Source organism: Paenibacillus oryzae (assembly GCF_001675045.1).
GTDB classification, from domain to species: domain Bacteria; phylum Bacillota; class Bacilli; order Paenibacillales; family Paenibacillaceae; genus Pristimantibacillus; species Pristimantibacillus oryzae.
The window spans coordinates 158,606-178,777 of sequence record NZ_LYPA01000080.1; the positions used below are offsets into that span (position 1 = coordinate 158,606).

Annotated in this window: 18 protein-coding genes; 13 read left to right on the forward strand and 5 right to left on the reverse strand. The window is 50.5% G+C overall.

The features are described from left to right. Nucleotides 1–14 precede the first annotated feature (14 nt). Nucleotides 15–497: a CHRD domain-containing protein gene (locus A7K91_RS24665; protein WP_068687146.1), complete on the reverse strand. Its 483-nt coding sequence runs from the start codon at nucleotides 495–497 to the stop codon at nucleotides 15–17. Between the two features lie 178 nt (nucleotides 498–675). Between A7K91_RS24665 and A7K91_RS24670 the strand changes: the two genes are divergently transcribed. The 5 genes from A7K91_RS24670 to A7K91_RS24695 all read left to right on the forward strand — a co-directional run bounded on the left by A7K91_RS24670 (nucleotide 676) and on the right by A7K91_RS24695 (nucleotide 7,337). Next, nucleotides 676–1,596 carry an aldo/keto reductase gene (locus tag A7K91_RS24670; protein WP_068687147.1) on the forward strand — a complete coding sequence of 307 codons (921 nt, stop codon included), beginning with the start codon at nucleotides 676–678 and terminating at the stop codon, nucleotides 1,594–1,596. A gap of 153 nt (nucleotides 1,597–1,749) precedes the next feature. After that, the gene (locus tag A7K91_RS24675) at nucleotides 1,750–3,381 is read left to right on the forward strand and encodes a sensor domain-containing diguanylate cyclase (protein WP_068687148.1); all 1,632 of its coding nucleotides are present in this window, start codon (nucleotides 1,750–1,752) and stop codon (nucleotides 3,379–3,381) included. Between the two features lie 90 nt (nucleotides 3,382–3,471). Then, nucleotides 3,472–4,575: a sugar ABC transporter substrate-binding protein gene (locus tag A7K91_RS24680; protein WP_068687149.1), complete on the forward strand. Its 1,104-nt coding sequence runs from the start codon at nucleotides 3,472–3,474 to the stop codon at nucleotides 4,573–4,575. 255 nt (nucleotides 4,576–4,830) lie between these two features. Then, nucleotides 4,831–6,354: a sugar ABC transporter ATP-binding protein gene (locus tag A7K91_RS24690; protein WP_068687151.1), complete on the forward strand. Its 1,524-nt coding sequence runs from the start codon at nucleotides 4,831–4,833 to the stop codon at nucleotides 6,352–6,354. Then, nucleotides 6,351–7,337, forward strand: a complete 987-nt coding sequence (locus A7K91_RS24695) for an ABC transporter permease (protein WP_068687152.1) — start codon at nucleotides 6,351–6,353, stop codon at nucleotides 7,335–7,337. The genes A7K91_RS24690 and A7K91_RS24695 overlap by 4 nt, the downstream gene beginning before the upstream one ends. 117 nt (nucleotides 7,338–7,454) lie before the next feature. On the opposite strand, the gene hflX is transcribed toward A7K91_RS24695, so the two are convergent. Continuing rightward, complete coding sequence (gene hflX / locus A7K91_RS24700; RefSeq protein ID WP_068687380.1) at nucleotides 7,455–8,729, reverse strand: GTPase HflX; 1,275 nt, start codon at nucleotides 8,727–8,729, stop codon at nucleotides 7,455–7,457. Nucleotides 8,730–9,225: 496 nt separating this feature from the next. On the opposite strand from hflX, the gene A7K91_RS24705 reads away from it, so the two are divergent. Further along, nucleotides 9,226–9,618 carry a hypothetical protein gene (locus A7K91_RS24705; protein WP_068687153.1) on the forward strand — a complete coding sequence of 131 codons (393 nt, stop codon included), beginning with the start codon at nucleotides 9,226–9,228 and terminating at the stop codon, nucleotides 9,616–9,618. A gap of 4 nt (nucleotides 9,619–9,622) precedes the next feature. Here the strand turns inward: A7K91_RS24705 and A7K91_RS24710 are convergent, their stop codons facing one another. After that, nucleotides 9,623–10,459 (reverse strand): coiled-coil domain-containing protein, encoded by an 837-nt coding sequence (locus A7K91_RS24710; protein ID WP_156739802.1) that lies wholly within the window; start codon nucleotides 10,457–10,459, stop codon nucleotides 9,623–9,625. A 224-nt stretch (nucleotides 10,460–10,683) separates the two neighbouring features. On the opposite strand from A7K91_RS24710, the gene A7K91_RS24715 reads away from it, so the two are divergent. After that, the gene (locus A7K91_RS24715; protein ID WP_068687155.1) at nucleotides 10,684–11,463 is read left to right on the forward strand and encodes a Cof-type HAD-IIB family hydrolase; all 780 of its coding nucleotides are present in this window, start codon (nucleotides 10,684–10,686) and stop codon (nucleotides 11,461–11,463) included. Between the two features lie 71 nt (nucleotides 11,464–11,534). Continuing rightward, the gene (locus A7K91_RS24720; RefSeq protein WP_068687156.1) at nucleotides 11,535–12,350 is read left to right on the forward strand and encodes a protein-glutamine gamma-glutamyltransferase; all 816 of its coding nucleotides are present in this window, start codon (nucleotides 11,535–11,537) and stop codon (nucleotides 12,348–12,350) included. 118 nt (nucleotides 12,351–12,468) lie between these two features. On the opposite strand, the gene A7K91_RS24725 is transcribed toward A7K91_RS24720, so the two are convergent. After that, on the reverse strand, nucleotides 12,469–13,206 hold the full coding sequence (locus A7K91_RS24725) for a peptidylprolyl isomerase (RefSeq protein ID WP_068687381.1): 738 nt from the start codon (nucleotides 13,204–13,206) through the stop codon (nucleotides 12,469–12,471). 168 nt (nucleotides 13,207–13,374) lie between these two features. Continuing rightward, nucleotides 13,375–13,827, reverse strand: coding sequence for a MarR family winged helix-turn-helix transcriptional regulator (locus tag A7K91_RS24730; protein WP_068687157.1), 453 nt, complete (start codon nucleotides 13,825–13,827; stop codon nucleotides 13,375–13,377). 504 nt (nucleotides 13,828–14,331) lie between these two features. Here A7K91_RS24730 and A7K91_RS24735 point away from each other — a divergent pair. The 5 genes from A7K91_RS24735 (at nucleotide 14,332) to A7K91_RS24755 (ending at nucleotide 20,169) form a co-directional block, all read left to right on the forward strand. Continuing rightward, nucleotides 14,332–15,138 carry a YheC/YheD family protein gene (locus tag A7K91_RS24735; RefSeq protein ID WP_068687158.1) on the forward strand — a complete coding sequence of 269 codons (807 nt, stop codon included), beginning with the start codon at nucleotides 14,332–14,334 and terminating at the stop codon, nucleotides 15,136–15,138. 337 nt (nucleotides 15,139–15,475) lie between these two features. Next, nucleotides 15,476–16,363 (forward strand): carbohydrate ABC transporter permease, encoded by an 888-nt coding sequence (locus tag A7K91_RS24740; RefSeq protein ID WP_082967733.1) that lies wholly within the window; start codon nucleotides 15,476–15,478, stop codon nucleotides 16,361–16,363. 13 nt (nucleotides 16,364–16,376) lie between these two features. Further along, nucleotides 16,377–17,201, forward strand: coding sequence for a carbohydrate ABC transporter permease (locus A7K91_RS24745; RefSeq protein ID WP_082967734.1), 825 nt, complete (start codon nucleotides 16,377–16,379; stop codon nucleotides 17,199–17,201). A gap of 68 nt (nucleotides 17,202–17,269) precedes the next feature. Beyond that, nucleotides 17,270–18,556 carry an ABC transporter substrate-binding protein gene (locus A7K91_RS24750; RefSeq protein ID WP_068687160.1) on the forward strand — a complete coding sequence of 429 codons (1,287 nt, stop codon included), beginning with the start codon at nucleotides 17,270–17,272 and terminating at the stop codon, nucleotides 18,554–18,556. Then, the gene (locus tag A7K91_RS24755) at nucleotides 18,553–20,169 is read left to right on the forward strand and encodes a glycoside hydrolase family 43 protein (protein WP_068687161.1); all 1,617 of its coding nucleotides are present in this window, start codon (nucleotides 18,553–18,555) and stop codon (nucleotides 20,167–20,169) included. The genes A7K91_RS24750 and A7K91_RS24755 overlap by 4 nt, the downstream gene beginning before the upstream one ends. The last annotated feature ends 3 nt before the right edge of the window (nucleotides 20,170–20,172 follow it).

Sequence of the window (20,172 nt, forward strand, 5' to 3'; positions counted from 1 at the left end):
GCATCCGGCTTAGCTTAACGAATTTGACCGCGAATTTCTCCGTTTGGATGTTCGCGCGTTTGCACGTTGACATAAGCGTTGCCGCGTTCGATTTCGCGAATAAGCGCATCAATGGAACGTCCGGCAAGCGGGCCAACGAGGTCGCCGCGTCTCAGCGTTCCGGTTATAACGCCGCGTCTGAAGGATACGCCTTGAGCGGAAGGACCGAACAGGGTAGCGACGATCGGGCCATTTTGTCCAGGCCGGCCAAGGTGGATGTTGGCTCCCGTGACGCGCCGAATGTTGCGTAAGGAAAGGCGGAAGCGAAGCTGCGCATTGCGGCGTCTTCCGTGATTCCGGTTATTTCCGTTTTCCATGTTGCGGCCATTGTCCATGTTGTTTTCATTTTCCAAATGACGCCTTCTCCGGATTTCCTGGAAAACGGCAAAACCTGTTGCGTTTGTGCGGACTGGCGGAACTTCGTTTCTTCCTCTTAATCTAGCTGTAAATGAAGCCATTAAAGCATCACTCCTTCATGGTTGATGCTCTATTCTATTCATTGCTGATCATGTAGATTGTTCGGCTGTCCTTGCAAAAGTGCGGAAATAGCAGCCTGTTTGGACAGGCAGAGGAGGAGAGTTATAATAGAAGATGGCGGCATCAGGCCGGAAATTTAGTAGAGAAGGAGCTGACAGCATGAAATATAGAGTATTGGGAAAAACGGGCTTAAACGTATCCGTTATTGGACTCGGAACGTGGCAATTTGGCGGCGAGTGGGGGAAAAGCTATACCCAGGCGGAAGCTGACGCTATTTTGGACAAAGGGCATGAGCTTGGAATCAACCTTATCGACACCGCGGAATGCTACGGCGACCATCTCTCGGAATCGCTGATCGGCGATTACATAAGCCGCAGAAAACGGGAGGACTGGGTTATCGCCACCAAATTCGGCCATCATTATCACGATTTGTTCTCCCGTACGGATGTTTTTGAACCCGAGCTTGTTCTTGCCCAGCTGGATCGTTCGTTAAAAGCGCTCAGGGTGGAGTACATCGATCTGTATCAGTTCCATTCCGGCCCGGATTCCGTATTCGACAACGACAAGCTCTGGACCATGCTGGACAAGCAGATTCAAGCGGGTAAAATTCGCCATTTGGGCCTTTCCATTGGCAAAAACGCCAATATCCATCAGACGGCTGCAGCCTCGCGCGTGGGAGCGGAAGTGATCCAGGCGGTATATAACCGGCTTGACCGCAAAGCGGAAGCGGAGGTTTTTCCGTCCTGCCAGGCCCAGAACCTGGGCGTATTGGCACGGGTGCCGTTAGCCAGCGGGTATCTTAGCGGTAAATACAAGCCTGGAGCTGTATTTGAAGGCAACGACGTCCGCCACCGCCATGACGCGGAGGAAACGAAGGGCAAGCTGGAGGAGGTGCAGGCCATCGCCCGCGAGGAGGTGCCTGCCGGAGTAGATATGGCAAGCTGGGCGCTAGCCTGGTGCTTGAAGCATCCCGCCGTTACGGCGGTGATACCGGGCTGCAAAAATCCGGAGCAGGTCATTGGCAACGCCAAAGCGGCCGAATTGGTTGTTGATCCGCATCCGCAGGATGCAAATCATTGATCTGGATAGAGTCAAAATCAGCGTCTAATCTGTGATATGCGTTCAACTCCCGCAAGGGAGTTTTTTCTTTCTTTCACAAAGGAAATGAAATATAATACTGCTGAATGTATTTCGTGACATAAATCGACAACGGGTAAGGGAAAGGAACTTCCATTGCGGCTGACAACCTATTTTTCACTCATATTTGCCGTGCTTGTTATTGTAGTAATTGGATCAGCAACTTTGCTGATTGGACAACGCATTAATGACGACTTCAAATCGGAGATAGGCGCCGGCCTTGCTTCTACAGCCTATCAAATCGCGGACAAGCAGGATTATTATATGTATTCCCGCTATAACGAAATATTAGTGCTTAGCAAGCTGAGCTCCCTTCGCCTGCAAAGTAATTTGCAGGAAACGGAAATTGTGCTGGATGAGCTGGTCAAAAATATCCCGTCCTTTGCGTGGATCGGGGTTGTCGATATTATGGGCGTTGTTGTTGCGGCTACGGGCGGAAATCTGGCCGGGGTCAATATAGCGGAGCGTCCTGTTTATAAGGAAGGCATGAAGGGGCCTTTTGTTGGCGATGTACATGAAGCGGTGCTGCTTAACGACTTGCTGAACAAGGGGAACAAGGAGCCGCTTAAATTTGTGGATATCAGTATGCCGCTCTACGATGACAATGGAAATCAGACGGGCGTACTGGCTTCCCATCTGAGCTCCAAGTGGTCGGTAGAGCTGCGTGATTCTGTACTGGAAGGATTAAAAGGCAGTACCTATGATGAAATAGAGGTGTTTATTGTCAGCCGCTTGGACAATACGGTATTGTCCGGACCGGATGCCTGGACGGGGCAGCAATTGGTTCTGGAGGGCATGGAGGAACGTGCCGAAAACAACGAATGGGCCATTGTGAAGTGGCCGGACGGCCAACAATATCTGACGGGGTATTCAAAAAGCGGCGGCCATCTCAATTATCCGGGGCTGGGCTGGAAAATCATTGTCCGGCAGCCGGCGTCCGTCGCCTTTTTGCCTGTCAGTTCCCTTATGAATCATATGATAAACATTACTTTTTTGCTTATTTTCATATTTGTCATATTGGCTCCGTTGTTGTCCAAGCAGGTAGCCAAGCCGATTTCGCGCATATCGGAAGCCGCTAACCGCCTTCGCTTTGGCGAGCAGGTCGCGATTCCCTATACAAAAGGAATCAAGGAGCTTCAAATCCTGTCATCTTCGCTGCGCGCGCTTATTGCAGAGCTGACCAAAACCGAGACGGAGCTTGAACGGATGGAGGATGTGGCCCGGCGCGATAAATTAACGGGCTTGTTGAATCGCGGCGGCCTGGATACAGTGCTTCATAAGGCAATGCGCCGTACGGAGGTTTGGGGCGGCGAGCTGGCTTTTTTCTATATGGATCTTGACGGCTTTAAGGGTGTTAATGATACATACGGCCATGGAGCAGGCGATATGCTGCTGCAGATTGTGGCCGAACGTCTGCGGGATATTGCCCGAAATGACGACTATCTCTTCCGCATCGGGGGAGATGAGTTTCTTATCGTATTAACTGTGGCGGGAGATGACGCCGTTCATGAGGCCGAGGAAGTGGCTTTCTCTATCCTGCGGGCGATGCGCAAGCCGTTTCAGCTGGATGGTCAAATCGTCACCATTAGCTGCAGTCTTGGCGGCGCAATGTGGCCCGCGGTGAGTCCGAATCCCGAGGGATTAATGAAGGCGGCCGACCAGGCGCTTTACGAATCCAAGGATAAGGGAAAAAACCAGCTGACTTTATACGAAAGCCCTGTTGAGTAATAAATATTATTCAAGCTATTGACGGATTTCTTTAAATCCGATAGGATTGCTTGTATTAATGATATTTATCACACTAAGGGGAGACACAAAATGAAGAGCATGAAGCTTCAATCCATCGTTGTATTTTTTCTGGCTATCGCCATTGTTGCAACGGGCTGTGGCGGCGGAAACGCAAAAAGCGTCAATGTAAACGAAATTGAGGGCGTACCAGCAGCCATCAAAGAAAAAGGCGATATCCATATTAAAGTCATTCGCAAAATCGGCGGGGATGAGCATACGGCTCAATTTCTGGCCGGCGCTCAGCAGGAGGCAGAAGCGTTAGGCTTTAAGGTAGACACGTTTGCCGCCAACGACGATACGGTCAAGTTCTTGGATGCAATTGAGCAAGCCGGGGAAAGCGATGTGGATGCGGTTATCCTGTCGCATGCCAACGTTGAAGGAGCCGTAGAAGCGGTTCAAAAGCTGCGCGATAAAGGCATTGAGGTTGTAGCGTTTGACTCCATCGATGATTTGTCTGCGATCGAAGGCGTTACGCTGACTTCGCAAAACGACGAATCTTTGGCGCAATTTGCACTGGATCAGCTGGTTAAAGAGCAGGGCGAGGCCGCCAAAATCGTGTACCTGTGGGTAGATGGCTTCCCGCCGATGGTACGCCGTAATAAAATTTATGAGGAAACGCTGGCTAAATATCCCGGAATCGTTGAGCTGGACCGCTTTGGCGTTGCAAATGCCAACACTTCGGTAGACACGCAAAATGCGGTGGCGGCGATTTTGGCCAAATATCCAAAAGGCGAGCTGGATGCGATTTTTGCAACATGGGACGCTTTTGCGATTGGAGCAACGCGCGCGCTGGTGGAGGCGGGCCGCACCGAGGTGAAAATCTACGGCATTGACGTAGCGAATGCCGACCTGCAGGCTATGCAGGAAGAGAATAGCCCTTGGGTAGCGACAGCGGCTGTTGATGCCAAAATGATCGGCGCCGTTAACGTAAGGCTTGCCGCCAAAAAGCTGGCCGGCGAAGATACGCCTGGCACGTACAGCCTGGATGCAGCGCTAATTACGCAGGACGATTTGAAAAAATCTGCCGAGCCCGTTAATGTTCAAACGTTGTCGGACGTTGTCCCGGGCTGGGGCGCATCGGATGCATTTAATGAAGAGTGGATTAAAGCCTTGAAGGAAGCACACGGCAAATAAATGCAACGGCAGGGGCTGTCCGAAAAGTCAAGCGGAAGTAATAATGATTCAGCAGAGAGGACCGGAGGGAAAAGGTGTCTTGAGGGCGAGTTTTTTTGTCCGCTTTTATCCACTAAAAAATTGGATCAAAATAAAGCGGACAAAAATGTTTGAGCTTCCAAGACACCCTTTTCAGGTAGGTACCGGTTTTGCTGAATCATTATTCACCGTAAATGACTTTTTGGACAGCCCCGTATTATAGAGAGGGGGAGCCTCATGTCTGCCAAAGCAGCGGGTCAACTGGCAATGAAGGACATATCCATCGCATTCCCTGGCGTTCAGGCGTTAAGCCATGTCGATTTTGAGGCTGCGGCAGGACGCGCTCATGCGCTGATCGGGGCGAACGGAGCCGGAAAATCAACACTGATGAAGGTGCTTTCGGGAGCGCACGACCACTACAGCGGGGAGGTTTTTTTGGATGGGAAGGCCATATCCATCAGAAATCCCAAAAACGCCAAGGATAACGGCATCGGAATTGTTTATCAGGAAGTGGATACGGCGCTGATCCCAAGCTTGAGCGTAGGCGAAAATATTATGCTGGAGCAAACCGTATACGGCATGAAGGGCAAGCATCTGATGAACTGGAGGAAGCTTCATCGGGAGGCGGAAGCCGTATTGTCCAGAATGAAGGTGTCCATTCCAACCCGCAGGCTGGTGCAGGAGCTTACACTTGCGGAGAAGCAGCTTGTTCTGATTGCGCGCTCTATTACAAGGGAATGCCGCTTTTTGGTGCTGGACGAACCTACTGCCCCACTCAGCCATACCGAGACGGAGAGACTGTTTGATCTGGTGACATTGTTAAAGTCAGAGGGCGTGGGCATCATTTTTATTTCCCACAGGCTGCCTGAGCTGTACGCCATTTGCGAGGATATTACGATAATGCGCGACGGCAAGGTGGTGCACAGCGACCGGATTGCCAATGTTGAGCAGCATGCGGTTGTTGAGTATATGTTAGGGACCAAGCTGGACGGGCAGTTCCCTGAACGAAGCGGCAGCATTGGAGAAATTGCATTTGAAGCAAAAGGAATGAAGGACCCCGGAAAAATAGACGATGTAACGCTGAATATACGGCGAGGAGAAATCGTTGGTATCGGCGGACTTGTAGGAGCGGGCAAAACGGAGCTTTGCCGCGCTTTATTCGGCGCATCGGAAAGCGCAGCAGGGGAGTGTTTTGTCGATGGGAAGCTATTGGATTGCCGCACGCCCTATCATGCGGTTCGCAGCGGAATTGCGCTGGTGCCGGAGGAGCGCCGGCGCGAGGGCATTCTGGTCGAGGAATCGGTAGCCGCTAACCTGACCGCAGCCAGTCTGAAGCAATATACCCGCTTTGGCTTATGGATAAGCCGGCGCAAGGAATATGCCGCTGCGGCTGAGCGAATCGCGGCTCTCGGCATCAAAGCGCCGGGACCTGACACCAAGGTCAAGCATCTATCCGGCGGCAACCAGCAGAAGGTGGCGATTGGCAAATGGCTGCTGGTTGATGCTGAGGTTTATATATTTGACGAGCCGACAAAAGGTGTGGACGTAGGCGCCAAACGCGATATTTACGAGCTGGTTGCGGAGCTTGCGGCAAGAGGCAAATGCGTGCTGTACGCTTCCAGCGAATTTCCCGAGCTGATGGGACTGACGAATCGTATTTATGTCATGTACGATGGGAAAATCACCAAGGAGCTGCTTACGGAGCAGACGAATGAGGAAGAAATTTTGCTGTATAGCACGGGAGGTTTGGTTAAGGCATGAAGGCAGCAGGCTCAAAACGGACAGCCACGGGCATTTTTGAATTTATGTACAAATACGGCACCTTGATTACAATCTTGCTGCTTGTTGTTTTTTTTGGTTTTGCCACGGACAATTTTTTGAGTCAAAGTAACATTATCAGCATTTTTCGTTCGATCTCCATTGTCACCATCATCGCTATCGGCTTGACCGTTTCGCTTGCGATAGGGGGCTTTGACCTGTCTGTGGGATCAACGGCAACGCTGGCCAATTCCATTGTCATTTCGATGTTTGTCTGGCATGGCCTCAATATGGGGCTGGGCATCGCTTTTGCCTTGATTGCCTGCCTGATTGTTGGTTTGGTGAATGCTTTTCTCGTCATCAATTTTAAAATTCAGGACATGCTGATGACGCTGGCGACGATGTTTGTATTCCAGGGTATCGCGATGACCTATACCCGAGGGGCTACGGTTTCTCAAAACATGATTATGCCAAACGGAGATTTTGCGACCGGCAAAATTCCGGCTGTCTTTAAAAGCCTGGGCCTGGTACCCGGCATTATTATCGTTATGATCATCGTGGTGCTGGTCGTCCATGTCTTCCTGACCTACAGCAAGCATGGCCGCTATATGTATATGATCGGCGGCAATCCGGAGGCTGCCAAGCTGTCCGGCATTGCGGTGGGCAGATACCGGCTGGCCGCATATCTGATCTCCGCCTTGTTTGCGGGAATAGGCGGTATTATTCTGGGCGCTCGCGTTATGACGGCCGAGGTGAATTCCGGCGGAGGATATCTGATGGAGGCTGTTGCAGCAGCATTTATCGGGTATTCCGTTTTTGGAGCAGGAAAGCCCAATGCGTTCGGCACGCTTGCGGGAGCGGTGCTGATCGGCATTTTGACCAACGGGCTGGTCATGATGGCCGTTCCTTATTACGCGATGGATATCGTCAAAGGCGCGGTGCTGGCCTTGGCTCTGGCTATCACGTATTACAAAAGGAAGCATTAATGAACCAGTTTCTAGCGGAATGATATAAACTTGAATATGAATATGAGTATGAATATGAAAAGCCGAAGCAAGAGGAGTCTGAAACACCCCTCCTTGCTCCGGCTTTTTTGAATCATGTCACAGCTCGATAAAATCGTTCCGGTAACGCTCATAATCGGCAATGCTGCATTCCAGCTTCAGCCGTGTGCCTTCTTCCTCGTAGGCCGTCTCCATAATGTGAGCATGCTCGTTGAAATAGGAAACCAGCCTTCCTTGACTAAATGGCACCAAAATTTCCTTAACCACAAAATCCTTGTAAATATAGCTCCGAACAAGCTGGACCAGCTCCTCCAGACCCTTGTTTTCCTTGACCGACATAAATACCCGGTTATCCGTAACGCGAGGGTAAGGCTGCTCGGTCAAATCGCATTTATTGTATACGTAAATGGTCGGGATGCCTTCAGCGCCCAGCTCCTTCAACGTTTCGTTCGTAACCTGGATCAGCTGCTCGTAATCCTCATGTGCGTAGTCCACGACATGCAGCAGGAGATCGGCTTCGGTCACTTCCTCCAGCGTGGAACGGAACGCCTTGATCAAATGATGCGGCAGCTGGCTGACAAAGCCGACCGTATCCGTCAGCAGAAAGGATTTGTTGTCCGGCAGCTCGATGCTTCTAACCGACGTTTCCAGGGTGGCGAACAACATATCCTTGGCAAAAACCTGCTTGGTTGTTTCGGGATCATGGGCCTCCAGCAAGGCGTTCATAAGACTGGATTTGCCCGTGTTTGTATACCCTACGAGACAGACAACCGGCAGCTCGTTTTTTTGTCTCTTTTTGCGCTGAAGCTGTCTGGTCGCTACAAGCTTCTCCAGCTCGGATTGGAGCGCGCTGATGCGGTCTTCAATACGTCTGCGGTCCAGCTCCAGCTTTGTTTCGCCGGCGCCTTTGTTGCGGAGGCCTCCGCCGCCCCCGCCGCCTTGGCGGCTAAGCGAAGCGCGCAAGCCGACAAGCCGTGGCAGCGAGTATTGTAATCGCGCTACCTCTACCTGCAGCTGGGCTTCTCTTGTTTTGGCCCGCTCTGCAAAAATATCCAGAATCACAATCGTACGATCCATCACGACACATTCCAGATCCTTCTCCAGATTTCTCAGCTGCGAAGGGGAAAGCTCGTCGTTAAAAATGACCGTATCAGCCTCAAGTCCTTCCAGCAGGGCGCGAAGCTCGTCAATTTTGCCGCTGCCGATGTAATGGGAGGGATTAACCCGCTCCGCTTTTTGGCTCAGCTCGCCAACCACTTCGATGTTGCAGGCATCCGCCAGATTTCGCAGCTCCAGCATGGAGTAGGCAAAATCATGATCACGCTGGAGCTGTACTCCAACGATAACCGCTTTAGTTCTATTTTGATGTTCCATCATACAATATCAACCTCCGTTGTCACTCTTATCGTTATCAGAAATACGAAAAAAAACACAGGCTACACTGCCCGTGTTCGGAATTAACGCTAGAGGATATCGGATAGAATGGATGCGCATAAGTGGAAAATGCGTCAATTTGCCATCAGCAAGGGGCTTTGAGCTATTAAAAAACGATAGCTCCCCCGTAGCGGTAGGACAAAACATGACGTATGGTTGCTTACCGTTAATGTAACGGCTTATGCGGACAGACTTATCCTGAGTCCTCTGCGTAGGGCAGAGCTTTGGCGCTATATAGAAATTAGCCACGCAAAGACCTAACTCGGATATAATCTATCACACTGCAACCCTCCATTCCTGTGAATGAAACCAGTGTAGCACATTTGATAACGCAAGAGCAATGAAAAATGAAAAACCTTCCACTCTTGCAAAAGAAACAAAACCGCTGTATGCTGCGTTTTAAAAGTACAACTACTTCTAAGAGGAGTGTGGCTTTATGCGGTGGATACCTGCAGCCGGAAGCAAAAGATGGTGGAGCATTGCTTTATTGTCAACCCTGTTAACAAGCGGCGCGCTATGGCTCATACGTTTTGGTATTAACGGGCAAACCTTGACCTCTGTTCATATGCTGCGTTTTGCTCTGCTTGGCGCGGTGATATCTCTCGTATTCAGCCTGGCGGGCTGGCTTGGCGCCCGCTGGATATGGCTTTTCTCCAATGCCGGCTTGATAGCCGGATTAATTGCCATGTCGGCTTATACTGCGGAACAGACAGGCTGGGAGGATTTGGCCGGCTTCCTTACGTTTATGCTATTTACCATATGCGGTTTTGCCGCAGGAAGCGTGGTGCAAATTGTTGCGTTTTTTGTGAGTAAAGCCCGTTCAAAATAAGGCCTTATAGCGTTTTGAGCTTGGCTTCCGCTTTACGTAATGTATCGCTTATCGTATTTTCGAGTGTTTGAATGGTTGTTTTGCGATCATTGATTTTCCGTTGATGATTCAGTGCTTTGTTTAGAGAGGACAAGGAGGCCTGCACATCTCCCTTTCTGATGACTTGATTTAAGGTTTTGAGCTCGGCGGTCAACAGCTTTCTGGCGCTGGAGGCTTCGCTTTTGGCTGCTTTAATCTGGCTTGAGTAACCTTTGTTGGGAAACAGCATGTCCCGCAGCATCTTCATTTTGGCTGAAGCGTCGGCTTTGGCCTTTTTATGCGTTGCGGTTTTGTTGGCAATATCCTGCTTGGCGAGCTGTACGGCTGCTTTTGTAATGTCGGTCTGAATCTGGTAGTAGGACGTCAACGTTTTGTTTTTGGCGGCTTTGGCCAGGCTTAGCTGCTTTTTTTGAGCTTCATGCAATGAAAATAACGGCTCATATTTTTTCTTTGCTTTGGAAACCTCGCTTTCCAGCGAGCCTATTTTGCCGGTGTCTATTTCTCTGATTGCCTTGCGAAGGTTCTGGTCTCTCTCCTCATTGCTGTAGTGAAGCTTGCTGATAGCGGTGTCGAGCTTCACTTCCTCCTGCTGCAGCTTCTGCAATTCCGCGTAACGCTGTTTAAGCTCCGCCCCATTGGCGGATGTTGCCGATTGCGTCATGCTGTCAAAGGCCTTTTGGACAGAGCTGCTGAAAACAAATGGAGCGGCAGCGGCGGTTGGCGTGAAGCCTGTCCATACTGCTGCACACAGCAGCGATAAAACCAGCCAAACCTTCACTTGTTTTGTGAGTAGAGCTGTCAAACGATCATCCTCCTTCATCAAACCGGCGGCAACGCAAAAAGCACCCGCATGGACAGAGCTTGCTCTATCCTTGCGGGTGCTTCCCGGCCGGTCACTATATTTGTTTCATACTATACCTTAAATGAGCAAAGCGGTCAATGACTAATAAAGAGGAAAAAAGCCATTCAACCTCGTTTGTTATGGTAGAATGGCCATATAGAAAAATGGGATAGGAGAATGTCAGCATGAGCTATAAAATCGTATTTTTTGATATTGACGGAACATTGGTTAACGAGGAAAAGGAAATTCCGCAGGACACCATTCTTGCCATAAAAGAGCTGAAGGAACGTGGAGTAGAGCCTGTTATCGCAACAGGAAGAGCACCGTATTTCATAAAGCCGCTGGCTGAAAGTCTTGGCATACAATCCTTTGTTTGCCTGAACGGCGGATATGTGGTGTACAAGGGACAGCCGCTTTATAAACGGCAAATTGCAAAGGAAAGCCTGGAGACGCTGGTCAAGCTGGCGGGGGAGCATGATCACGGGCTTGTTTTTGAAGGGGAGCATGCTTTCTACAGCGATCGGGAGGATCATCCCTTCGTAACGGAGTCTGTGCTGTCGCTGAAGGTTGATTTGCCGGGCTATAATCCCGATTTCTGGCGGGATGAAGACATCTTTCAAGTGTTTCTTCATTGCGAAAGTCAGGACGAGCCGTTGTACGAAAGCTTAAAAAGCGACTTTACGCTGATCCGCTGGCATCCCTTCGCTATGGATGTGCTTCCGCTGGGCGGCTCCAAGGCTGAAGGCATTGCCGCCTTGCTCAAAGAGCTTGGCTACACGGCGGAGAATGCGGTCGCTTTTGGCGACGGATTGAATGATAAGGAGATGCTTGATTTTGTCGGCTTTGGCGTAGCCATGGGCAATAGCCACCCCGAGCTGCTGCCTTATGCCGATTATGTGACGACGCATGTCGATGAGCGAGGCATACGCAATGGACTGATCGAGGCTGGTTTGCTGCCGGAATAATCCCGTTTCACACTTTCCGCTATGCCCACGTACAATAACCTAATCCATTAACCTGGCTTGGGGGAAACAGCGTGATTGTAATATTGGATGGCAGCTCCGCTCAGATCCCGCCTCGGATGCTGACCGAGCTTGAACGAAAAACGCTTCAGAGGAAAATGAACAGCCCTGTCGTTTACCGTTACCCGAATCTGGAATCGCTTCTATTTGAGTTGAAATTAAGGTCGCATATCGTTCAATCCGCCAAGGATATGTATACTAGCGGTGTTAGCTTTGCGACCTTTAGCAATTCCCGCTGCAATGAACGGTACTGGATACGTACGCCCAATGGCGGCTTTCTGCTCAGGCCCGGCGTGCCGCCGTCCGTAGCCGTGGCGGATATTTATGAAAACGGCCATCTTTATGCATTCGAATGCGCCGGAGCCATCATTATTTTGTTGTACAAAGCGGTGTTGGATGCAATCGGCCCAGCCGCCTTTGACCGGCACTTTCAAAATCTGTTCCTGCGGGATTGGCAATATGACCGGGATATGCGCCTGATTACAACCTATAATTTAAACGAGGTGTATCATGGCGATGTGCTGTATTTTAAAAATCCCGATCATGATCCGCGAACGCCGGAGTGGCAAGGCGAAAATGTCGTGGTGCTGGACGACAATCTGTATTTTGGGCACGGAATCGGAATCGGCACGGGGCAGGAAATCATTGATCAGCTGAACCGGGCGAGAAGGCCGTTCAGCATGGTTTCAGCCTATCTGGATAACCTGGTGCTTACGCCAGACTTTGAGGCCATACGACTGCTGGCTTATCGGGATGACGAGGTTGCTACCGCAGCTTCATCTGCTGAGGATACTGCGGAAGCTCTGATGGAAACGGCAGAAATCGGCTAAAGGAATTAGGGCGTGCCCTAAATAAGTTCACCCATGCGCAAAGAACCTTCAAACCACTTCAATGTGGTCGGAAGGTTCTTTTTTTGTTGAAGCAGCAGTGAAAAGCTGTGATGCAGCTTTATTGGGCAGTTGTTTCGGAGCCCTCTACTTTTTCAGGCTCGGCGATAGTCAATTCTTTGAGGTTGACTGTTGCTTTGGTTATGGAAAGCGGCTCCACTGGCCTGTCGTTTGCGCCTGTTTTCTGGTTGACGATCTCATCGACAGCGTCTAGGCCTTCAATGACTTGTCCGAATGCCGCATAGTCGCCGTCCAAATGAGGCGCATCCTCTACCATAATGAAAAATTGGGAGCCGGCGGAATTGGGATCCCCCGAACGGGCCATGGATAGAACGCCTCGTTTATGCTTAAGCTCGTTCTCGAAGCCGTTGCTGTTGAATTCGCCTGCAATGCTGTAGCCCGGGCCGCCCATTCCGGTACCCTCGGGATCACCGCCTTGAATCATAAAGCCGGGAATGACACGGTGGAAGATCAGACCGTCGTAGAAGCCTTGCTTCACCAGCGACACAAAGTTGCTGACGGAGTTCGGGGCCACCTCAGGGTAAAGCTCGATAACGACATTTTTGCCATTGCTGATTTCAAGCGTAACCTCAGGGTGCTGGTCCGAGTCCAGCAGCTCTGGGCCTTCTGGCGTCGGCTCCGGCGTTGGTTCCGGCGACGGCGATGGAGATGGCGTTGCCGTCTCTGTTGACGGTGTTGAGCCGCCGCCTGCTGCTCCTCCCGTGTTCGGGGATTTCCGGTCGACCCCGCATCCTGCAAGGACAAGCAGGATGGCTAACAGGAGAAGAGCTGAAAGCATGTAGCGTTTGTTGCTGCGTTTGTTAAACAAGCCTATTCCTCCTTAGACATAATCCAGATTTATAGTATCACAATACTGCTGGACGGCGAAAGTTTCATGAAGGTGTTGACCTTGCCGCGGCATTAACATTTGATCACGAATAAGGAGACTTAGCCCGGAAATTCCGGGTTAAGCCTCCTCGCTTTGACCGGCCTGAATCCGATCCATCAGCGTATGCATCAGCTTTAGCAATTCCATGCCCTCCTGCGGGGTTGCGCCTAATTGGCAGGCCAGCTGCTCGGGGATGCCAAGCGCTTGCTCCCGCAAGGCTGAGCCTTGCCCGGTCAGCTCAATAAGCACGCTGCGCTCATCCTTTTTGTCGCGGGTGCGCGTCACGAGGCCGGCGGCTTCCAGCTTTTTAAGAAGAGGAGTTAGCGTGCCGGAATCCAGATACAGCCGGTTTCCCAGCTCGCTGACGGTAATTTTGTCCTGCTCCCACAGAGCCAGCATGGCAATGTATTGCGTATAGGTCAAGCCGAGGTTTTGCAGAAGCGGCCGATACAGCTTCGTGATCTCGCGCGAGCATGAATACAGTGAGAAGCAAATCTGATTATTTAGCTTAAGCGGGTTGGCGGAATCCATTATAACCTCCGGTTTTGGTTTATTTAACTTCATAAAGTTAAATGGCTTAACCTAATAATCAGTGCTTGACAGAAAACAGAGCTTAGCGGAGGGGCAGAGGGATTCTGGAGAAGGCATATGCTTACGAAGCGATGTTCTTTCAGAACATTTGAAGTGTTCGCCTTTAAAGACCGATTCCCACCATAGTACTCATAAAAATAAAAGGAATCGGGCTTTAACAGCGATCGGAAGAACCCTCTGTCCCGCAGCGTTTCATCTCGGTTGAAGTCAAGTGCTGATTTCTGATTTTAGCCAATTAAATTGCATTAAATTAAATATAGAAATTGCTGCACCTATTGTCAAGCGCTTCGTTCATGACGACAGAGGCCTACGTACATAAAGGAATGCCGAGCGTATAGTAATAATAGAATGAGAGCAATAGAGACAATCATCTAGTTGCTAGGCGGACAACCGCACGGAGGGATTGGAAAACAAGCGTAAAGGAAGGGAGAAGGATTGTAATCGATGTGGGCAAAAAAGGCGACGATCAGTCAATACAGGAGGAAAACGGGCGATAAATGGGCAAAAACGAATGCTTTGCTGCGTGACCGCGAACTGCGCAAATATGTCCCGCCGACCAGACGCCTTAACGTTAACGCATTGCAAAGCATGCTTGATTCTTATGGAATGGTCTATGTAAAACCAGTAGTAGGCTCTATGGGCAAAGGGGTGATGCGAGTCGAAAAAGAGGATGCCTCTGATAGAGTTTCCTATGGTTATCAGCTTGGAGGCCATAAAAATCAGTTTTCCAGCTACAAAAGCCTTTATCATTCCTTGAAAAAAACAGCCGGCGGCAAGAGGCATCTGATCCAAAAAGGCATTCATTTGCTGACTTACGAAGGCAGGCGGTTCGATCTCAGGGTGGTGGTGCAGCAAGCTCCCTCCGGCGGATTTGAAGCAACGGGTATCGTTGCCCGAATCGCTTACCCCGGAAAAATAGTAACCAATGGCAGCCAAGGGGGAACGATTCTGCCTGCCGAGCAGGTTTTGCGTCCTTATGCGAGCCCCCAGCAAATAAAAGGGCTATTGTCCCGGTTGTCCAGTATGGGGGTAAATACGATTAAGACGTTGAGGCGGACGTATCCCGGCATGAAGGAAATTGGCGTCGACGTCGCTTTGGACCGTGAACTGCGGCCCTGGATTCTGGAAGTCAACACCCGGCCGGATCATTGCCCGTTTGCGGTGCTGCAGGATCAAACCATGATTCGCCGGATCGTGCATTACGGCAAACAATATGGGCGAACGTACAAGCTGGCGTGTCTGGACCGCTGAGTGCAGCTAGAACTTCATTACACCCTGGAGTAATCCTCAAAAACATCCTCATCATTTTGTTGTGCAATAGCCGCTTTTGCCTGTGGCCGCCCTTGCGTGCCCGGCGAAGGGGGCTTTTTTTGTCCGTGCCTGATTTCCGTATTTCCGCCCATTACATACCCTTTTTTATCCAATATAATGTTTTATTTCCCCAATAGGCGTATCAATCGTGTCTGTCATTCTCCAATGAATGAACCATTTTACCCAATTATCGTGACATATCAAACGCTCAAAATGTTGCTAAGATTAGACACATAGAAAATGAAAGCGCAATCTTGGGACAGCAAGGAGAGAGCATATGAGAGAAAAAGGCATGCAAAAAGCGGTAGGCGGACTATTTTTTATGGGTCCGGCGCTAGTCATATTTTTAGGCGTTGTTGCAATCCCGATTGCAATGAGCGTGTTCTACAGCTTCCATGATTGGAACGGCATTTCGCCCAAGGTTTGGAGCGGAATCGACAATTACATCAAGCTGTTTGACGATCCCGTCGTTTGGAAAGCGCTTCAAAATTCGCTGTATCTGACCTTGGGCGCTTTGATCGTACAGCTTCCGGTTGGTCTTGTTATGGCGGCGCTGCTGAGCATAGGGCTGCGAGGGTCGAATTTTTTGAAAACGATTTATTTTACTCCTGTTATGCTTTCGACGGCGGTGCTTGGCATCCTGTGGGGCCAAATCTATGATCCCAACTTTGGCCTGCTGAACAATTTGCTGATTAAGCTGGGGCTGGAGAGCTGGACGCAAACCTGGCTTGGCGACGAATCAACGGCGCTGCTATCGGTTATCGCAGTTGTAGCCTGGCAGTTTATCGGCTTTTACATTGTCGTTTATTTTGCGGCGCTGCAGAACATCTCGGACGAGGTGCTGGAATCGGCGCGAATGGAAGGCGCGAAGGAATGGACCATCTTTTTCCGGATTCAAATTCCGCTGATCTGGCCTACTATTACCTTTACTGTGCTGAACTGCGTCATTAACTCGCTCAAATATTTTGACCTGATCTACATTATGACGAACGGCGGCCCCAATCATTCCAGCGAAGTGCTGGCGAGCTACATGATGAGCAATGCTTTTAAACAGATGGATTTTGGATATGGAAGCGCTATATCAACATTTCTGCTGCTGTTTGGCCTTGTGCTTGCGCTTGTGATCAACAAGCTGCTGAGCAAAGGGACAGCCAGGTTCCAATAGGAGGGATAACATCTTGCCAGTCAAAAAAACAAGCCGCGTTGCCATCTATATCGTTTTTCTGTTCCATCTGGTCATTACAGGATATCCCTTTGTCTGGATGCTGATATCGTCCTTCAAAAGCAATAAGGAATATTTCGCCAATCCGTGGGGCATACCAGCGGAATGGAAATTTCAAAACTATGTGAATGCCTGGAACGAAGGCATCAGCGGATATTTGTTCAACAGCTTATACATCACGCTGTTTTCCGTTATCGGCTTGCTAATTGCCTCCACCTTGATCGGGTTTTATTTGTCCACAAGGGCCTTTAAGGGCTCCAAGCTTCTGCTAGGCATGTTCCTGCTAGGCATGATGATTCCAATTCACAGCACGCTGATTCCGCTGTTTACGATGGCGAACAGCTTGAAAGCGTATGATACGTTTTGGGCGTTATTTTTCCCGTACATTGCCTTTAATCTGCCGCTTGCTATATTTCTGGCCTACGGCTTTTTCCGCGAAATTCCGAAGGAGCTGGAGGAAGCGGCGCTGGTGGACGGGTGCAACATTTACCAGACCTTTTTCAAAATCTATTTTCCGCTGGCGAAGCCCGTGCTGGCTACAGTCACGATATTGTCCTTCTTCAATATTATGAACGACTTTGTATTCCCGCTTATTATGGTGTCCAGCGATTCCTTAAAAACGCTGCCGCTGGGGCTGATGATGTTCAAAGGCAACTTCAGCGCCGACTACTCTCTGATCAGCGCCGCGCTGGTCATTACGACAACGCCGATTATCATTATGTACGCTTTTCTTCAGAAATACGTCCATAAGGGCGTAGCCGCGGGTTCAGTCAAAGGCTGAACCCCGCTCAAAACCGTTAGCAAATTAGTTTGCTATATATTATTCTAAATATAAGGGGAGACAACAGCATGAAAAAATGGACAGTAATTGTATTGGCCCTAATGATGATTTTTGCGACCGCTTGCGGCAAGTCCGGCGGCAATGAAAACAAAGGCGGCTCTGCCTCAAGCAAGCCTGGAGGCGGCGAAGTTACGCAATTGACGATGTGGAGCATGGAAACGCGCAATCGGGCCATTATTGAAAAATCGCTGGAGCAGTTCAACAGCACTCATGACAATATTCAAGTTAAAGCGGAATTTTTCGAGGATGAAGCCTTGAAAACTAAAATGAAGGTTGCTATCGCAGGCAATCAGCTGCCCGATATTATTACCTATTGGAGCGGCGAAACGTTTGATACCCTTGTGGACAACGGGCTGCTTGGTGATCTGACCCCTTATCTGAATAAGGATTCGGCGTTTAAAGAGGATGTGCTGCCGGGCGGATTGGAAACGTTTACGTACGACAATAAAAACTACGGCATCCCTGTTTTGTTCAGCGGCGTTTCGCTGTGGTACAACAAAGAGATTTTCGAGCAAAACAGCCTGACGCCTCCGGCAACCTTCGACGAGCTGCTGCAAGTGGTGGACAAGCTGAACGAAAAAAACATTACGCCTATTACTGTAGCCGGCAAGGATCGTTGGCCGCTTCTCCATTGGTTCTCTTATCTGGCGCAGCGCGTTGGCGGCATGGAGCCGTTTGAGAAAGCGAAAGCGGGCGAAACCGATTTTGCCACAGATACATTCGTTCAGGCAGGAGAGCTGCTCCAGAAGCTGGCGGTTGAACACAAAGGCTTTGTCAACGGCTTCCTGGGTCTTGACTACGCTGCCGCCGAGGCGCTGTTCACCAACGAACGAGCGGCGATGTATTTGCAGGGCGAGTGGGCGATGGAGGCTTTCCTGGGTGATGATATCGCGGAAAAGCTGGATTTTGTGCCATTCCCGGCCGTTGAAGGCGGCGTAGGCAATGTTAATGTTTATCATGGAGGCTTCGGCGCGGGTATGGCGATTTCATCCAAAACGAATCAGGAGGCCGCTTACGAGGTTGTATCGTTCCTGACCAGCCCCGAGCAGCGCAAGGAAATCAATGAAGGCGCCAACATCAGCCCGATGAAAAATCCGGGTCTGGAGGAGGCCAACATGCATCCGCTTGCTTTCCGTTACGATGATTATATCAGCAAAAACCTGGGCGGCTTCTTCGGCTATTATGACCAGACGCTGGATGCGAAGCGCGCAGAGCAGTTCCTGAATGCGGTTGGCGCAATTACCGGCAAAGCCGGCTCTGACGCAAAAAGCATTCTTAGCGAGATCAAGCCATGATTCAAAAGCCAATTCAAAATCCGATTTTGAGAGGTTTTAATCCCGACCCTTCCATTGTAAGGGTCGGGGACGACTACTATATTGCAACCTCAACGTTTGAATGGTTTCCCGGCGTGCAGATCCACCATTCCAGAGATCTGGTCAACTGGCGGCTGCTCACCCATCCGCTGACTCGCAAGAGTCAGCTGGATATGGCGGGCAATCCCGATTCCGGCGGCATCTGGGCGCCTTGCCTTAGCTACAGCGACGGCATCTTCTATTTAATTTATACCGATGTCAAAAGCCATCTGGGCCCGTTCAAGGATACCATTAATTATTTGGTCACGTCGGAGCATATTACGGGGCCGTGGTCGGAGCCGGTTTATTTGAACAGCAGCGGCTTTGATCCCTCGCTGTTTCATGACGAGGATGGCCGAAAGTGGCTGCTCAACCTCGTTTGGGATCATCGCAAGGGAAAGAATCCGTTTGGCGGAATTGTGATGCAGCAATATTGCACGGAGCAGAAAAAGCTCATTGGCCCGGTATTCCCGCTGTTCAACGGGACGGAGCTAGGCTTGACGGAAGGGCCGCATTTGTATCGTCATGGCGACTATTATTATTTGATGACCGCCGAAGGAGGCACGCGTTTTGGACATGCCGCCACGGTTGCGCGTTCCGCATCGCTGTTCGGACCGTATGAAGCAGATCCTGCGGGACCGCTCATTACCTCCGCCGACGATCCTTCTCTCTATTTGCAAAGAGCGGGCCATGCCAGTCTCGTTGAAACGCAAGGCGGCGAGTTTTATATCGCCCACCTGTGCGGAAGGCCGCTTCGTCCCTCCATGCAATGCAATCTGGGACGGGAGACGGCGCTCCAGCGGGTGCGCTGGACCGAGGACGGCTGGCTGCGCCTGGAGAGCGGCGGGCATCATCCGCTGAACGAGGTCGCCCGGCCTCTGCTGCCGGAGCATCCTTGGCCGGCAGAGCCGGAGGTGGATCATTTTGACGGAGACGGTCTGAGCATTCATTTCCAGACCCTGCGGGAGCCTTTACAGGAGCAATGGGCAAGCCTGAAGGAACGCCCGGGCTTCTTGAGGCTTCGCGGGCGGCAGTCGCTTTATTCGGCTTTTGAACAAAGCCTGATTGCCCGCAGACAGCAGGCATTTACGGCGGAGGCGGAAACCTGCCTGGAGTATGACCCGCAGCACTACCAGCAGATGGCGGGACTGGTCTATTATTATAATCAAAAAAACTACTACTATTTGTTTGTTAGCTGGGACGAGACGGCTGGCCGTTGCATCGGCCTCATGAGCAGCGACCGCGGCATTTATGACGAGCCGCTGGATGCGCCAATATCCGTAGAGGGCTGGGATCGCATTTATCTCAAGCTAACCCTTGACTACAGCAGACTTCAATTCCATTATTCCAGCGACGGTCTGGAATGGCTGCCCGTTGGCCCGGTGCTGGACGCGGGTAAAATTTCCGATGAAAATGCGGAAACAGTTGTTGGTCATTATTTGCTTGATCAAGGCTTCACGGGAGCATTTATTGGACTTTGTGCGCAGGACTTGGGCGGAACGGGCAAATACGCCGACTTTGATTATTTTGCTTATCGCGAAATGGAGGAGAGATAACGG

Coding starts and splice junctions, on each gene's coding strand:
- A7K91_RS24665 (WP_068687146.1), bottom strand. CDS start 497: ATGGCTTCATTTACAGCTAGATTAAGAGGAAGAAACGAAGTTCCGCCA.
- A7K91_RS24670 (WP_068687147.1), top strand. CDS start 676: ATGAAATATAGAGTATTGGGAAAAACGGGCTTAAACGTATCCGTTATT.
- A7K91_RS24680 (WP_068687149.1), top strand. CDS start 3,472: ATGAAGAGCATGAAGCTTCAATCCATCGTTGTATTTTTTCTGGCTATC.
- A7K91_RS24690 (WP_068687151.1), top strand. CDS start 4,831: ATGTCTGCCAAAGCAGCGGGTCAACTGGCAATGAAGGACATATCCATC.
- A7K91_RS24695 (WP_068687152.1), top strand. CDS start 6,351: ATGAAGGCAGCAGGCTCAAAACGGACAGCCACGGGCATTTTTGAATTT.
- hflX (WP_068687380.1), bottom strand. CDS start 8,729: ATGGAACATCAAAATAGAACTAAAGCGGTTATCGTTGGAGTACAGCTC.
- A7K91_RS24705 (WP_068687153.1), top strand. CDS start 9,226: ATGCGGTGGATACCTGCAGCCGGAAGCAAAAGATGGTGGAGCATTGCT.
- A7K91_RS24715 (WP_068687155.1), top strand. CDS start 10,684: ATGAGCTATAAAATCGTATTTTTTGATATTGACGGAACATTGGTTAAC.
- A7K91_RS24725 (WP_068687381.1), bottom strand. CDS start 13,206: ATGCTTTCAGCTCTTCTCCTGTTAGCCATCCTGCTTGTCCTTGCAGGA.
- A7K91_RS24730 (WP_068687157.1), bottom strand. CDS start 13,827: ATGGATTCCGCCAACCCGCTTAAGCTAAATAATCAGATTTGCTTCTCA.
- A7K91_RS24735 (WP_068687158.1), top strand. CDS start 14,332: ATGTGGGCAAAAAAGGCGACGATCAGTCAATACAGGAGGAAAACGGGC.
- A7K91_RS24740 (WP_082967733.1), top strand. CDS start 15,476: ATGAGAGAAAAAGGCATGCAAAAAGCGGTAGGCGGACTATTTTTTATG.
- A7K91_RS24750 (WP_068687160.1), top strand. CDS start 17,270: ATGAAAAAATGGACAGTAATTGTATTGGCCCTAATGATGATTTTTGCG.
- A7K91_RS24755 (WP_068687161.1), top strand. CDS start 18,553: ATGATTCAAAAGCCAATTCAAAATCCGATTTTGAGAGGTTTTAATCCC.